15 protein-coding genes and 1 pseudogene are annotated in these 14,509 nt (G+C 47.6%); 2 read left to right on the forward strand and 14 right to left on the reverse strand.

The window, feature by feature from the left end:
- Positions 1-98: 98 nt before the first annotated feature.
- The 4 genes from ACRC53_RS09300 to dusA form a co-directional block, all read right to left on the reverse strand.
- Positions 99-716: a TIGR04219 family outer membrane beta-barrel protein gene (locus ACRC53_RS09300; RefSeq protein WP_438643166.1), complete on the reverse strand. Its 618-nt coding sequence runs from the start codon at positions 714-716 to the stop codon at positions 99-101.
- A 119-nt stretch (positions 717-835) separates the two neighbouring features.
- Positions 836-1,306: a copper chaperone PCu(A)C gene (locus tag ACRC53_RS09305; RefSeq protein ID WP_438643167.1), complete on the reverse strand. Its 471-nt coding sequence runs from the start codon at positions 1,304-1,306 to the stop codon at positions 836-838.
- A 181-nt stretch (positions 1,307-1,487) separates the two neighbouring features.
- Positions 1,488-1,709 (reverse strand): envelope stress response protein PspG, encoded by a 222-nt coding sequence (gene pspG / locus ACRC53_RS09310; protein WP_438643232.1) that lies wholly within the window; start codon positions 1,707-1,709, stop codon positions 1,488-1,490.
- Positions 1,710-1,915: 206 nt separating this feature from the next.
- Positions 1,916-2,893: a tRNA dihydrouridine(20/20a) synthase DusA gene (gene dusA, locus ACRC53_RS09315; RefSeq protein WP_438643168.1), complete on the reverse strand. Its 978-nt coding sequence runs from the start codon at positions 2,891-2,893 to the stop codon at positions 1,916-1,918.
- 114 nt (positions 2,894-3,007) lie between these two features.
- Between dusA and zur the strand changes: the two genes are divergently transcribed.
- Entirely contained in the window at positions 3,008-3,463 is a 456-nt protein-coding gene (gene zur, locus ACRC53_RS09320; RefSeq protein WP_438643169.1) for a zinc uptake transcriptional repressor Zur, read from the forward strand.
- Positions 3,464-3,543: 80 nt separating this feature from the next.
- Here the strand turns inward: zur and pgi are convergent, their stop codons facing one another.
- On the reverse strand, positions 3,544-5,193 hold the full coding sequence (gene pgi / locus ACRC53_RS09325) for a glucose-6-phosphate isomerase (RefSeq protein ID WP_438643170.1): 1,650 nt from the start codon (positions 5,191-5,193) through the stop codon (positions 3,544-3,546).
- 228 nt (positions 5,194-5,421) lie between these two features.
- Here pgi and ACRC53_RS09330 point away from each other — a divergent pair, with 228 nt between their 5' ends.
- Positions 5,422-6,114: an MOSC domain-containing protein gene (locus ACRC53_RS09330; RefSeq protein ID WP_438643171.1), complete on the forward strand. Its 693-nt coding sequence runs from the start codon at positions 5,422-5,424 to the stop codon at positions 6,112-6,114.
- Positions 6,115-6,298: 184 nt separating this feature from the next.
- Here ACRC53_RS09330 and alr read toward each other — a convergent pair whose 3' ends face one another.
- The 9 genes and pseudogenes from alr to nsrR form a co-directional block, all read right to left on the reverse strand.
- Positions 6,299-7,381 (reverse strand): alanine racemase, encoded by a 1,083-nt coding sequence (alr, locus tag ACRC53_RS09335; RefSeq protein WP_438643172.1) that lies wholly within the window; start codon positions 7,379-7,381, stop codon positions 6,299-6,301.
- A gap of 10 nt (positions 7,382-7,391) precedes the next feature.
- Complete coding sequence (gene dnaB, locus ACRC53_RS09340) at positions 7,392-8,792, reverse strand: replicative DNA helicase (RefSeq protein WP_438643173.1); 1,401 nt, start codon at positions 8,790-8,792, stop codon at positions 7,392-7,394.
- A gap of 193 nt (positions 8,793-8,985) precedes the next feature.
- Positions 8,986-9,438, reverse strand: a complete 453-nt coding sequence (rplI, locus tag ACRC53_RS09345) for a 50S ribosomal protein L9 (RefSeq protein WP_438643174.1) — start codon at positions 9,436-9,438, stop codon at positions 8,986-8,988.
- Between the two features lie 43 nt (positions 9,439-9,481).
- The gene (gene rpsR / locus ACRC53_RS09350; protein ID WP_438622148.1) at positions 9,482-9,709 is read right to left on the reverse strand and encodes a 30S ribosomal protein S18; all 228 of its coding nucleotides are present in this window, start codon (positions 9,707-9,709) and stop codon (positions 9,482-9,484) included.
- Positions 9,684-10,031, reverse strand: a complete 348-nt coding sequence (gene priB / locus ACRC53_RS09355; protein WP_438643175.1) for a primosomal replication protein N — start codon at positions 10,029-10,031, stop codon at positions 9,684-9,686. The genes rpsR and priB overlap by 26 nt, the downstream gene beginning before the upstream one ends.
- Before the next feature lie 8 nt (positions 10,032-10,039).
- Complete coding sequence (rpsF, locus tag ACRC53_RS09360; RefSeq protein ID WP_438643176.1) at positions 10,040-10,426, reverse strand: 30S ribosomal protein S6; 387 nt, start codon at positions 10,424-10,426, stop codon at positions 10,040-10,042.
- A gap of 302 nt (positions 10,427-10,728) precedes the next feature.
- The gene (gene rlmB / locus ACRC53_RS09365) at positions 10,729-11,463 is read right to left on the reverse strand and encodes a 23S rRNA (guanosine(2251)-2'-O)-methyltransferase RlmB (RefSeq protein ID WP_438643177.1); all 735 of its coding nucleotides are present in this window, start codon (positions 11,461-11,463) and stop codon (positions 10,729-10,731) included.
- Positions 11,464-11,469: 6 nt separating this feature from the next.
- Positions 11,470-13,875: pseudogene (gene rnr / locus ACRC53_RS09370) on the reverse strand (ribonuclease R); the annotation flags it as partial.
- Positions 13,876-13,913: 38 nt separating this feature from the next.
- Entirely contained in the window at positions 13,914-14,342 is a 429-nt protein-coding gene (gene nsrR, locus ACRC53_RS09375) for a nitric oxide-sensing transcriptional repressor NsrR (RefSeq protein ID WP_438643178.1), read from the reverse strand.
- Positions 14,343-14,509 lie beyond the last annotated feature (167 nt).

Below are 14,509 nucleotides of genomic sequence, written 5' to 3' on the forward strand. Positions count from 1 at the left end.
TCAAGCTAAAGAATGGATAGCAATGTTTAATAACCGAAAGAAATAAGAACGGACACCGCAGTGCCCGTTAACGTGTGTGATGAGTTTCACTCACATATTTAGAAGCCGAATGACAAACCGCCATACCAGCCATTGGTATCCATATTGCTTGCATTGCTGTGTTCATCGAAGTCCATTTTCGTCCACTGATAACCGGCTTTGAGGCTCAGTGCGCCAGCATTCCATGCTAACCCTAATTGGCCATCATAACCCCATGTGCTGTCATAGAATGGCATATTCAGTTCCGCGGTCACTGACAGTGGTGTGCTTGGAATCGTTAACTCACCAGCTGAATAAGCTAAAAACATGCCTTTTTCAACGTGGTGGTTACTGACTGTATTGGTCTGCTGCCGCCAGCCGGCCCCGATATCAATGTTAATTAGGCCATTATCCAATAACTGGTAATAACCGATCATATCCCACTTTTCTTGCTCGATAACCTGACCGTTAGAGCTACCATCCAGGTTTTGATAACGGATCATGGCATTGGGGAGCAGTGGAATTGGGTGTTCAAGTTGCAAACCTATACGATAACCGCTGGCACTGCTATCACGATAGCCGCCCCCCGCATCTAGGGTTGTACCTGCTAGAAACTCTGTACTTCCTTTAATGGATAACGCATCGGCCATCGCCGGAGAAGCAGCAAACAATGTTAACAGAGCTAAACTCTTTTTCATTATTAATATCCTTTACACTATTACCAAGTAACGCAATCACCGATCCCACTTTGAAAGAAAAAACACAGCAAATGCTGTGTGGATATGCATATAGCCTAAGTGGGAGTACATCTAAAAAATTAATGTTGATGCTGTTTTATCGAAGGTTTTACCGCTTTTACAACGGCTTCAACCTGAGCCTGCTGGCCATTATCAAATGTTAATATCAACGGCACTGTTGTGCCCTCAGGCAGTGCCTGATGTAAATTCAGTAGCATAATATGCAGGCCACCGGGTTGTAAGATCACCGTACCTTTAGCAGGAAGGGTTATCTGCTCAACAGCCTGCATACTCATCACCCCTTGTGCATTCGTCGTGCTTTGGTGCATTTCTGCTTTCTGTGCAAACGGGGTGCTGATTGCAACCAGTTTTCGCGTATCACTTTCTGGATTAAACAGGGTCAAAAAAACCGCAGAAACATTTGCATTGGCAACCGTTGCCCGTGCGTAAGGCTGTGCAATTGACACATTTGCAAATACAGCTCCGCTAAATAACATGCAGCTTAACCATAAATGACTTAGCCATAACAGGGAGAAACGCCCTTTTTGCATGATGATATCCTTATCAATAACAGCTGCATTTGTGAATTATGTGGTAACAATACCGATAAACCACTTAATCTTCTAGTAAATAAACGGGATAAACACATAACATAAATTGAATAAACTTCACATAAAAGTGCACCTATTACAACCGATAACCGGTACGTTAATCGGTTAAAAGAGGCTATTATTAACGAAGATAACGCCGACCATATTGGGTTTTTGTACGAATAAACCAGACGACAATAACGGCAACAATGAGCCACGGTAGTACGTTAAAAGCAACAGCCAGCATACCGGCCAGCAGCATAACCACAAAACCAGCAACCAGTGCGGCAATTGCGCCAAGGAGTGACAAACCGGTCATCAATAGCACGGCAAAAAAGCCTAAAACAAAAAACAGTTCCAACATCACTGCATTTCCTTTCGTAACAGGCAAATTGCCTGCAAGTTTGGTCAGCATCATCGCTGGCATTGTCCGCAAAAATCGCGGTTACATTACGTAAGCGTTATCATAAGCCAATCACCGTATAGGTTCATGCTGCTTTTTACTGAGTTACCATTATCTAGACTCAATGGCATCAACCCCGCTACCTGAGCCTAGTTACGTAAACTACCTTACCCGCGTTGGACCATCTTCAGTGCAGCTTGTAAGACATCAATGCCCGCACCGGCTTTATGGGCATTTTCACTCAGATGTCTCCGCCATTGGCGTGCACCCGGAATACCCTGAAAAATACCCAGCATGTGTCGGGTAATGTGGCCAAGGTATGTTCCCTGACTGAGTTCGCGCTCGATATACGGGTACATAGCCTCAACAGCCGTAATACCATCAACCACCGGTGCACTTGGATCAAACAGTTGTTGATCGACTTGTGTCAGCAGGGTTGGGTTTTGGTAGGCTTCACGCCCGACCATTACGCCATCAAGATGTGCAAGGTGGATTTTTGCCTCATCGAGCGTTTTAATTCCGCCATTAATGGCAATAGTCAGGTGCGGAAAATCGCGCTTGAGTTGATAGACTCGCTCATAATCAAGCGGTGGGATCTCCCGGTTCTCTTTCGGGCTTAGGCCCGACAACCAAGCTTTACGGGCATGCACAATAAAGGTGTCACACTCGCCTTTTTCAGCCACGGTCTGAATGAAATCGACCAAAAACGGGTAGCTATCTTGATCATCAATCCCAATACGGGTTTTCACGGTGACGGGAATGGAAACGACATCGCGCATCGCTTTGATGCTGTCGGCAACCAGTGCAGCATTCCCCATCAGGCACGCACCAAACATACCGTTTTGTACGCGATCTGACGGGCAACCTACATTGAGGTTGATCTCATCATAACCGCGCTGTTCGGCCAGTTTTGCGCACTGTGCCAAATCAGCCGGGTTACTGCCGCCCAGTTGGAGTGCCAGCGGATGCTCTTCCTCGTTATAGGCCAGATAATCGCCTTTTCCGTGAATGATCGCACCAGTCGTGACCATTTCAGTGTACAGCAGGGTTTGCTGTGTCAGTTGGCGGTGGAAATGGCGACAGTGGCGGTCGGTCCAGTCGAGCATCGGGGCTACAGAAAAACGTTGGCTTGGGTATTGGGTCATGCAGATCTCCTCATCGGGCGCGCATTCTAACAAACCCGCACCACTTTTCGCTATTTTTTGAGCGCCCATGCTAAACTTGCTCTCTAAAAAGCTTTTATCTCATAGAATGTTGGCATGAACCCACAAGCACTCAAGCGGTTACTTCAAAAAGCACAAATGTTATGCGAGCAACGCGGTGTCCGCCTGACAACGCAACGTCAACAGGTGTTATGTTTACTTGCAGAACACACAGGTGCAATTAGCGCCTATGATTTGCTTGATAAATTACGGCAAAGTGAACCTCAAGCAAAACCCCCAACCGTATATCGGGCACTCGATTTTCTGTTAGAGCAGGGTTTTGTACATAAGGTGGAGTCGGTCAATAGTTTTGTTTTGTGCAGCGGTTTTGAAGAGCACGAGCACCATACCCAACTTTTTATTTGTGATCAGTGTGGTTGTATTAATGAGTGCCGCAGTGAGGCCATAGATCACACGTTGACCGCTACAGCAACAGATCTTGGTTTTACAATTAAACACCGTATTGTTGAATTGCATGGCACTTGTGCGTTGTGCTCGGCATCCTCTGAATAGTCGTGTTTCAAAAATCGGGGCATTATCTACGCCCCGAGGTCTGTGTCGAGCGGCTTTAATCTGCTGACGGTAAACAGTTCTTATTTACGCCACTGTTTAAAGCTGTTGATTAAGCCATTCGTTGAACTGTCATGGCTTTGCACTGCGAGACTATCGTGCAGCTCAGGCAAAATGCGGTTAGCCAGTTGTTTACCCAGTTCAACGCCCCATTGGTCAAAACTAAAAATATTCAGTATTGCGCCCTGTGCAAAAATTTTGTGCTCATATAAAGCAATCAGTGCCCCTAAGCTATACGGGGTGATTTCACGCAGCAAGATAGAGTTAGTGGGGCGATTGCCCTCAAACGCTTTGAACGGAACGATATGCTCAACCTCTGCGGCAGTTTTACCGGCCAAAACAAACTCCTCTTCCACTTCAGCGGCAGTTTTACCAAATGCTAAGGCTTCGGTTTGAGCAAAGAAGTTTGACATCAATTTAATATGATGATCACCCAGTGGATTATGGCTGTTCGCCGGGGCAATAAAATCGCACGGGATCAGTTTTGTGCCCTGATGGATTAGCTGATAAAACGCGTGCTGACCGTTGGTGCCTGGCTCACCCCAGATAATCGGGCCAGTCTGGTAATTTACCGGTTTACCGTTGCGATCGACCGATTTACCGTTTGATTCCATATTTCCCTGCTGGAAATAGGCGGCAAAACGGTGCATGTATTGGTCATACGGTAAAATGGCTTCAGTTTCAGCACCAAAGAAATTGTTGTACCACAGGCCAATCAGCGCCAGCAAAACCGGTAGGTTGTGCGACAGTTCGGTTTCAGCAAAATGGCGGTCCATCGCGTGAGCACCAGACAGCAGTTGCTCGAAATTATCAAAGCCAATTGACAGTGCAATTGACAAACCAATGGCTGACCAGAGTGAATAGCGCCCACCAACCCAATCCCAAAACTCAAACATATTGGCTGTATCAATACCAAATGCTGCCACTGCGCTGGCATTGGTTGATAACGCAGCAAAGTGTTTGGCGACATGCGCTTGATCTTCTGCTGCCGCCAAGAACCATGCACGTGCAGAGAGTGCATTGGTCATGGTTTCCTGCGTGGTAAAGGTTTTTGAGGCCACCAAAAAGAGTGTGGTTTCAGGGTTGAGAGTTTTCAGCGTTTCGGCAATGTGTGTGCCATCAACGTTAGAGACAAAGTGCATATTCAGGTGGTTTTTATACGCTTTCAGTGCTTCAGTGACCATATAAGGGCCAAGATCTGAGCCGCCGATCCCAATATTCACCACATCAGTAATGGCTTTACCGGTATAGCCTTTCCACTCACCGCCAATCACGCGATTGCAAAATACCTGCATTTTGGCAAGTACCGCATTAATTTGAGGCATTACATCATAGCCATCGACCATAATCGGGGTGTTACTGCGGTTACGCAGTGCAATATGGAGTACTGCGCGATCTTCGGTGCGGTTAATTTTCTCACCACCAAACATTGATTTAATCGATGCGGGCAAATCAGTTTGCTCTGCTAACGCAAACAGATGCGCCATAGTGGATTGATTAATCAAGTTTTTCGAATAATCTAACAAAATTTGATCTTCAAATTCGGCAGAATACGCGGTAAAACGATCGGCTTGATCGGCAAAAAGATCACGCAAATGAGTATGACGCATTGTTTGATAATGCTGCTCAAGGTGTTGCCATGCTGCCGTTTGAGTCGGATTAATATTTTTCATTCTTCTGTGTTCCTATACATTGATCTGTGTTTAAAACGCAGTATTTAATTGAATCACGTAAATCAAAGAACAGATTAGAGCTTTCAAGTACCCAATGGGTGTTAAGAAATGTTGTTTTACGGAAGTTTACTCCTCTGAGCATAATCAATAACGACTATGCCGCTATAGAGAGATTAAGATCACAGTTTTAATGCGCTCTTCTTTTTAAATCAAGTAGTCGAGAAAACCATGAATAGCAGCGATATGCGCATTTTCCACGGAGTATGTAGTACACAATTGCATGGCATTCACAGTGCCATCTACAAAAATGAGAGTACCAGTGCACTTTTTTTAAGTGAGCTCGGTTTTGAAGGCGATCAGCAAGCGGATACTCGCCATCATGGTGGCGTTGATCGTGCGTTGCATTACTATCCTGCCGAACACTATGAGCATTGGGCTGATGTATATGCTGGAAACCCCAATTTTATCCGCGGGGCATTGGGTGAAAATCTCTCTGGATTTGGGCTAACCGAAGAAAATTGCCATGTAGGGGATGTGTTTCAATTAGGGGAGGCCGTTGTACAAATTAGCCAACCTCGTTCACCTTGTTATAAACTCAATTTACGCTTTGAGGTTGAAAATCTTGCTATGGCAATGCAAAGCAGTGGCCGTACAGGTTGGTTATTGCGCGTATTGCAGCCGGGTATTGTGCAACCTAAAGATACTCTCAAATTGCTCACACAAGGTAGCTCTCCGCTTTCGGTCTACCATATGAACCATATTTTTTACACTGAGCCACTCAACCATGTTGGGCTTGTGGCCATGAATGATTGTGAACAACTTGCTGTGAGTTGGAAAGGTAAAGTTCAAGCACGTTTACAAACAGGGATGGTAGAAGATTGGAATGCGCGTTTATATGGTAAGGCGCTGTGGGCCAAATAACTGCAAAATAACAGTAAGTGCAGTTAAATATCCTGCAAACAGGCAACCATCACCCCAAATGAGGGTGCTGATTGCCTGTTAAGTTTGCAGAAGTGAATATTGTATCGGTAGGTTATTGATACAAAAATAGGTCAAAAGCCGTACGCAACCTTATTGATGCAAAAACGGTTAACGTAACAACCGATTAATCACCAATATACTGCATTTGCACCCTAGGAGTCAGTTTAGTCACCAGTTCATAGGCGATAGTACCCGTGTATTGGGCAACATGTTCGCACGGTAAGCCCTCACCCCATAAGATCACTTCATCGCCCACTTTATCTTGCGTTGCTGGCCCTAAATCTACCGTGACCATATCCATCGAGACTCGCCCCACTAACGGCACAATACGGCCATTTACCCGTACGGGTGTACCAGTTGCAGCATCACGCGGATAACCATCACCATAACCAATTGCCACCACACCTAAATAGGTATCACGTTCACTCACCCAGCAACCACCATAACCTACCGCTTCTCCGGCTTTATGTTCGCGTACCGCAATCAGGCTTGATTTGAGCGTCATCGCAGGGCGCAAGCCATAACAATCGGCAAATGAATCACTCAACGGAGAAATACCGTACAAAATAATCCCTGGGCGTACCCAGTCACGGTGTGATTGTGGCCATAACAAAATTCCCCCTGAAGCCGCAATGGATTGTGCCCCTTGTTTATTAGCAACAATGGCATCAAAACAGGCCAGTTGATCAGCGGTAGTGCTCACTTCAGGCTCATCAGCACGGCTAAAATGGCTAATAAAGCGTACTGGCTGCACGACATTCGTGCAGTGTTGCAAACGCTGATAAAACGCCTCAGCATGCTCTGGACGTACACCCAAACGGTGCATACCGGTATCAAGCTTCATCCAAACGGTAATAGGGCGTTCTAACACTGCATGCTCTAATGCTTCTAATTGCTCAACACTGTGTACGACTGTATCAATATTATTAGCAACCAATACTGGCAGATCTTCGGCAGAGAAAAACCCTTCCAGCATAAGAATCGGTTTTACAATACCACCAGAGCGTAAGGCCAGTGCCTCTTCGATCCGAGCGACCCCAAAGCAATCGGCTTGCTCTTTGAGTGTATGCGCAACATCCATCAAACCATGACCGTAGCCATTAGCTTTAACGACAACAATAATCCGACTATCAGGGGCAAAATCTTTCACCCGTTGCAGATTATGTCGCAATGCGAGGCGATCAATCACGGCAGTTGCTGCTTTCACGTATTTGTCCTTAATACTCATCGTTATACGCAGGGCCAGCATAGTTATCAAACCGAGACCACTGTCCTTGGAACGCTAAGCGTACCGAGCCTATCGGGCCGTTACGCTGTTTACCGATAATGATCTCGGCCACGCCTTTTTGATCACTATTCTCGTGATAGACCTCATCACGATAAATAAACATAATCAAGTCAGCATCTTGCTCGATAGAGCCTGATTCACGCAGATCGGAGTTCACCGGCCGCTTATCGGCACGTTGCTCCAGACTTCGGTTCAACTGTGACAGCGCGACCACCGGTACTTGCAGCTCTTTAGCCAGCGCTTTGAGTGAACGGGAAATTTCAGCAATTTCCAGTGTCCGGTTGTCAGAAAGCGCCGGAACGCGCATCAGTTGCAGATAATCGACCATGATCATGCTCAAACCACCATGCTCACGGAAAATCCGCCGTGCACGAGCACGCAATTCAGTTGGGGTTAGTGCAGATGAGTCATCAATGTACATGTTGCGTTTTTCCAGCAACAAGCCCATGGTACTTGAGATCCGCGCCCAATCCTCGTCGTCGAGCTGACCGGTACGAATGCGAGTTTGATCAACGCGGGAAAGTGAAGCCAGAATACGCATCATGATCTGTTCAGCTGGCATCTCAAGGCTGAAAATCAGTACCGGTTTATCCTGCATCATCGCCGCATTTTCACACAGGTTCATCGCGAACGTGGTTTTACCCATTGAAGGTCGTGCGGCCACGATAATCAGATCAGAAGATTGCAAGCCAGCCGTTTTTTTATCCAAATCACCAAAACCGGTCGAGACACCGGTAACGCCGTCGTGCGGCCGCTGGTACAACTGCTCAATACGCGAAACAGTATCTTCCAAAATGCTCTCGATACTTTTCGGGCCTTCATCTTTGCTGACCCGATTTTCAGCAATCTGGAAGACTTTAGACTCAGCCAGATCGAGCAAATCTTCACTGTTGCGGCCCTGCGGATCGTAACCGGCATCGGCAATTTCATGTGCCACCGAAATCATGTCGCGCACCACCGCACGCTCACGCACTATCTCGGCATAGGCAGAGATATTGGCCGCACTGGGGGTATTTTTCGATAATTCAGCTAAATAGGCAAAGCCACCGACATCATCTAAAATCCCTTTTACTTCAAGGGATTCAGAGAGCGTAATCAGGTCAATGGGCTTACTGCGCTCTAATAAGCGGTGCATCTCTTCAAAAATCAGACGGTGCGGACGGCTGTAAAAATCACGGGCCACTACTTTTTCAGCCACGTTATCCCAGCGTTCGTTATCCAGCATTAAGCCGCCGAGAACAGATTGTTCAGCTTCTAATGAGTGTGGCGGCAGTTTAATGCCGTCAACCTGCGCATCTCTGCGTGTGGGTTTGGTTTGTTTAACCGCCATAGACATTCACTGCACTTGAGAGTATCACCCTAACGGATGATAGAAATGAGACTAAGCCGCTAAGTATACCTTGTGGCTACACGAGAGAGAATGCGTAATATCGGTTGTTTTGGCTGAAGTTGATTGAAGGTTGTGCCGAAACAAAAAACGCCGACAAATGTCGGCGTTCTTCTTAAGCAAGAAAGTGAAGCAATTATGCTTCAGCTTCTACGCTGATAACTACAGTGGCGAAAACTTCGCCGTGCAGTTGGAAGCGAATTTCGTGCTCGCCAGTAGTGCGCAGAGCACCATTGTCCAGACGAACTTCGCTCTTACAAACTTCAACGCCTGCTGCGGTTACGGCATCAGCGATATCGCGAGTACCGATAGAACCGAACAGCTTGCCACCATCACCCGCTTTAGAGGTAATAGTTACGCGCGCCAGTGCAGTCAATGATTCTGCACGTGCTGAGGCTGCAACAAGAGTTTCAGCCAGTTTAGCTTCTAGTTCAGCGCGACGAGCTTCGAAGAACTCGATGTTCTTCTTAGTTGCCATCACTGCTTTAGCCTGAGGCACCAGGTAGTTACGTGCGTAACCAGCCTTTACGTTTACCTTGTCACCAAGGCTGCCCAGGTTTGCAATTTTATCAAGCAGAATAACTTCCATTACCGTGTCCTCTTTAGAGTCTTAAAATACAGACAGCAGCCTATTACTGATGACCATCAGTATACGGCAGCAGAGCTAGGTAACGTGAACGCTTGATAGCGCGTGCCAGCTGGCGCTGGTACTTAGCACGAGTACCTGTGATACGGCTAGGAACAATCTTGCCGCTTTCGGTAATGTAGTTCTTCAGAGTGAAGGTATCTTTGTAGTCGATCTCTTGAACGCCTTCCGCTGTGAAACGGCAGAACTTACGACGACGGAAATAACGTGCCATGTGGCTTGTCTCCTGAATCTATAAATTCGATCTGCTCGGCATGCAACACTAATTGATTTAGTCCGTTGCGGGTCTGATGTTGGGTAATAAAACCGGTAACCATCAGGTTGCTGCCAACCGCTAATCTGTGAGTATTGGCTTGTGACGCTTGCCCACTGACAACCACGACCATACGGCACCAGGCTTGTCTGGAAAAACCGGCTTCCTGTTGTTCTGAGCGATGCTCAAGCACAAACTGGCAGTGCGGTATTCCGGCGGGGCTGACTGACCGCTTGGGTATCTTGCACACTGTGCCCGATAACACCAGACGATTAGCTGTCATAGCGATAATTACTCAGCAGCTTCCTCTGCGCTATCGTCTGCACCAGCGAATTCGTCACGACGATCACGACGTTCTTCACGCGCTTTAGCCATTGGCGACACTTCGGTGACTGCATGCTTAGTACGCATAACCAGGTTACGGATTACAGCGTCGTTGTAGCGGAAGTTAGTTTCCAGCTCGTCAATCACTTCTTGCGTAGCTTCAACGTTCATCAGAACGTAGTGAGCTTTGTGCAGTTTGTTGATTGGGTAAGCCAGTTGACGGCGGCCCCAGTCTTCCAGACGGTGGATTGTGCCACCTACAGCTTGGATTGAGCCAGTGTAACGCTCGATCATGCCTGGAACCTGTTCGCTTTGGTCAGGATGAACCATAAATACGATTTCGTAATGACGCATCAATTGCTCCTTACGGATTATTCAGCCTCCGATCCGGGTCAGTCGTCAGCCCGCGGAAGCAAGGAACGATTTCAAAGTACGACTGAATTTAAGCCGCCGAAGTGTACTTAACCCCAGCAGGGAATACAAGAATATTCGCGTAAATCGCTGAATTAGACGGCGGCTGATCAGGCGTGTGGAGCGGGAAAAGTGTAAAGAAACGGCTAATAGTGGCGGTAATAGTTTACACCAAGAGATTGACACCCACGGTCAGCCGTATTCGGTGTTACCGGCCAGCAAGGGCCGGTAACCATGAAGCTCTGTTACGCTTTACGCTGACGCACGGCTTCAAACAGGCAGATACCGGTTGCAACCGAAACGTTCAGTGAAGAGACGGTACCGGCCATCGGGATGCTAATGAGCTCATCACAATGCTCACGCGTTAGGCGGCGCATACCTTCGCCTTCGGCACCCATCACCAAAGCCATTGGGCCGTTAAGCTTGCTCTGGTACAGGTCATGGGTCGCTTCACCGGCCGTTCCTACCAGCCAGATACCACGATCTTGCAACGCACGCATTGTACGCGCCAGATTAGTGACACTGATCAGCGGCACATGTTCGGCAGCACCACAGGCCACTTTCCGAGCAATCGAGTTTAGCTTGGCAGAACGATCTCTCGGGGCAATCACTGCGTGCACACCCGCAGCATCGGCACTGCGCAAGCATGCACCGAGGTTATGCGGATCAGTAATGCCATCGAGGATCAGTAAAAACGGAGTATCGACTTTATCTAGCAGATCGTTTAAGTCGTGCTCATCGTACTGCTTACCTTCAGTAACGCGTGCCACAATACCTTGATGTACTGCGCCTTCAGATTTTGTATCAAGCACCTGACGATTCGCTAACTGAATGCTCACGCCAAGACGACGCAGCTCATTAAGCAGCGGACGCATGCGTTCATCTTCACGACCTTTGAGGATAAATACATCAATAAATCGCTCTGGATCTGACTCCAGCAACGATTTGACGGCATGAATGCCGAAAATCACATCACTCATGGATTAGGGTTTCTTCTTTCGGTTCGGTTTTTTAGAATCACCTGTTTTAGGTTTGTCAGAACGGGTGACTTTGGCTTTTTTTGGGCCACGGCTCTCTGCCTCTTTCGGCAGATTAAACACGGGTTTCCCTGCATTTGAGTGCCCTGATTTTTTATTACTGCGACGCTTTTCTGTGCCTTTTTTCAGTGCATTACGGGCTGTTTTTCCTGCCCCCCGTGGCTGACGATCGGTAGTCAGTAACTCAAAATCGATTTTACGCTCATCTAAGTGTACAGCACTGACTTTGACTTTTACCCCATCGCCTAAACGATAGATATTGCCCAGGTTCTCACCAATTAGGCGCTGACCGACTGCATCAAACTGGTAGTAATCGTTTGCCAGTGAAGAGACATGCACTAAGCCATCAATGAACAGCTCATCAAGCCGGACAAAGAAGCCAAAGCCGGTCACAGCCGCTATTACACCATGGAACTCTTCACCGACATGGTCTTGCATGTACTCACACTTGAGCCAGTCAGAGACATCACGCGTTGCATCATCGGCGCGGCGCTCACACATCGAACAGTGCTCACCGAGCTGGTCCATATCGCTGTCGAGATAGTGCCAGCCGCCGCTATTTGTCCAACGCTCTTTCGCTTCACCAGCTTGCTTGGCTAACAGATATTTAATGCCACGATGCAGTGACAGATCTGGATAGCGGCGAATCGGTGAAGTAAAGTGTGAGTAAGCTTCTAGCGCCAGACCAAAGTGACCACGGTTTTCCGGATCATAAATAGCTTGCTTCATTGAGCGCAGCAGCATCGTTTGGATCAGCTCGCGATCGGTACGCTCACTGATGTCATCCATCAGTTTAGCGTAATCGGCGGGTTCTGGTTTTAATCCCCCAGTCAGGCTCAAACCTAATTCGCCCAAGAAGCTACGAAAACCGGTTAGACGCTCTTCACCCGGTAGATCGTGCACGCGGTAAAGCGCCGGCTCTTGGTATTTTTCCATGAAACGGGCTGAAGAGATATTCGCTAAGATCATACACTCTTCGATGATCTTGTGCGCATCATTGCGAATAAGCGGCACAATACGCTCAATACGGCGATCAGCATTGAAGATAAATTTGGTTTCTTGAGTTTCAAAATCAATTGCGCCGCGCTGTTCACGGTTTTTACGCAACATTTTGTACAAGCCATACAGCTCTTCAAGATGCGGCACTAGCGGCGCGTAGTGTTCACGCAGCTCTTCATCACCTTCAAGCATACGCCAGACTTTGTTGTAAGTCAGACGGGCATGGGAGTTCATGACCGCTTCATAGAAGGTGTAGGATGAGAGCTTCCCGCGTGGCGAGATGGTCATTTCGCAGACCATGCATAGGCGATCAACTTGTGGATTAAGTGAACACAATCCGTTTGATAGGACTTCCGGTAGCATCGGGATCACTTGTGACGGGAAGTAGACCGATGTACCTCGATTCCGCGCTTCAGTATCTAACGCTGTTTTCGGGCGAACATAGTAACTCACATCAGCGATAGCAACCCACAGTCGCCATCCACCAGAGGCTATTTTTTCACAGTAAACGGCATCGTCAAAATCACGAGCATCTTCGCCGTCAATCGTTACCAGCGGCAGATCACGCAGGTCAATTCGACCACGCTTGGCCTCTTCGGGCACCTCTTCTTTTAACTTGCTGACTTGCTTTTCAACGGCCTCTGGCCAAGTATGCGGAATATCATGGTTACGCAGGGCAATTTGGATCTCCATGCCCGGAGCCATGTTTTCACCCAGTACTTCAACCACACGGCCGACAGCATTGATCCGCTTGCCTGGGCGCTGAGTCAGCTCCACTACCACCACATGGCCCATGCGTGCGCCATTGCTGTCGTCTGGCGGGATCATGATATCTTGGCTAATACGGTTATCATCGGGGACAACAAAGCCAAGCCCCTGATCCATAAAATAGCGGCCAACAATTTGTGCTTTACGCGGTTCAACAACACGCACAATACGCGCTTCACGGCGACCTCGGCGATCGAGCCCCATTGGTTGGGCTAAGATCACATCACCATGTAAAACTTGGCGCATTTGATCGTTGGGCAAAAACAGATCATCTTTTTGCCCTTCAACACGTAAAAAACCGTAACCATCGCGATGCCCGACTACAGTGCCGCGCACCATATCAAGGCGCTCAGGCAGGGCGTAACACTGGCGACGAGTAAAAACCAGTTGACCATCACGCTCCATAGCGCGCAAGCGACGGCGCAAGCCTTCTAGTGATTCATCATCTGTCAAACCCAGTTCGCGGCTTAACTCATCACGATTGGCTGGAGCATGACGCTCGGTAAGGTGAGCGAGTATAAACTCTCGGCTTGGGATCGGATGCTCGTATTTCTCGGCTTCTCTTTCCAGGTAGGGATCCTGCGACATAATAGCGGTCCGGTTAGGAGGGTTATATCGAGTATACCCTATTCCGGCAAGTGTAACAGCTGACGTAACGGCAAGTTTTGGCTGATTAAATCGGCCAGTGTGTACTTATCTAACTCAGCCAAAAATGCAGAAACTGCATCTGCTAAAATCTGTTTTAATCGGCAAGCGGGGGTAATATGGCAAAATTCATGGCTACAATTCACCAATTGCATAGGCTCTAGGCCACGTACCACATCTCCTACACAGATTTGTGCAGCAGGCCTGCCAAGCCGAATGCCACCCTTTTTACCCCGTACGGCCTCAACCACGCCCATGTGACTCAGTTGATTAATTATTTTTACCATGTGATTGCGTGAGACACCGTATACTTGGGTAACTTCACTGATGTTTGTCAGTTGTCCCTCTGGAAGTAAAGCCATATAAATCAGTGCTCTGAGGCCATAATCAGTAAAACTTGTTAATTGCACTCAAGGTTCTCCTCCACAAAAGATACGGGGTGATATCGATAATCAGGTAATGCATTACGTTATGCTTGATAACTGAGCACTGTATTCATTTTGTACTGTGACACAAATAAGATTGTCGGGTCACACTTATTTTTAACATTTTTGGGTTGACTATAAAGATGCATTTA

This window comes from Plesiomonas sp. (genome assembly GCF_051652165.1).
GTDB lineage: Bacteria > Pseudomonadota > Gammaproteobacteria > Enterobacterales > CAMTGL01 > Plesiomonas.

Excerpts from the sequence above, each read along its gene's own strand:
- rpsF (WP_438643176.1), bottom strand. The coding sequence starts at position 10,426 with ATGCGTCATTACGAAATCGTATTTATGGTTCATCCTGACCAAAGCGAA.
- zur (WP_438643169.1), top strand. The coding sequence starts at position 3,008 with ATGAACCCACAAGCACTCAAGCGGTTACTTCAAAAAGCACAAATGTTA.
- dnaB (WP_438643173.1), bottom strand. The coding sequence starts at position 8,792 with ATGGCGGTTAAACAAACCAAACCCACACGCAGAGATGCGCAGGTTGAC.
- rlmB (WP_438643177.1), bottom strand. The coding sequence starts at position 11,463 with ATGAGTGATGTGATTTTCGGCATTCATGCCGTCAAATCGTTGCTGGAG.
- rplI (WP_438643174.1), bottom strand. The coding sequence starts at position 9,438 with ATGGAAGTTATTCTGCTTGATAAAATTGCAAACCTGGGCAGCCTTGGT.
- ACRC53_RS09330 (WP_438643171.1), top strand. The coding sequence starts at position 5,422 with ATGAATAGCAGCGATATGCGCATTTTCCACGGAGTATGTAGTACACAA.
- rpsR (WP_438622148.1), bottom strand. The coding sequence starts at position 9,709 with ATGGCACGTTATTTCCGTCGTCGTAAGTTCTGCCGTTTCACAGCGGAA.
- pgi (WP_438643170.1), bottom strand. The coding sequence starts at position 5,193 with ATGAAAAATATTAATCCGACTCAAACGGCAGCATGGCAACACCTTGAG.
- ACRC53_RS09300 (WP_438643166.1), bottom strand. The coding sequence starts at position 716 with ATGAAAAAGAGTTTAGCTCTGTTAACATTGTTTGCTGCTTCTCCGGCG.
- dusA (WP_438643168.1), bottom strand. The coding sequence starts at position 2,893 with ATGACCCAATACCCAAGCCAACGTTTTTCTGTAGCCCCGATGCTCGAC.
- priB (WP_438643175.1), bottom strand. The coding sequence starts at position 10,031 with ATGACAGCTAATCGTCTGGTGTTATCGGGCACAGTGTGCAAGATACCC.
- pspG (WP_438643232.1), bottom strand. The coding sequence starts at position 1,709 with ATGTTGGAACTGTTTTTTGTTTTAGGCTTTTTTGCCGTGCTATTGATG.
- ACRC53_RS09305 (WP_438643167.1), bottom strand. The coding sequence starts at position 1,306 with ATGCAAAAAGGGCGTTTCTCCCTGTTATGGCTAAGTCATTTATGGTTA.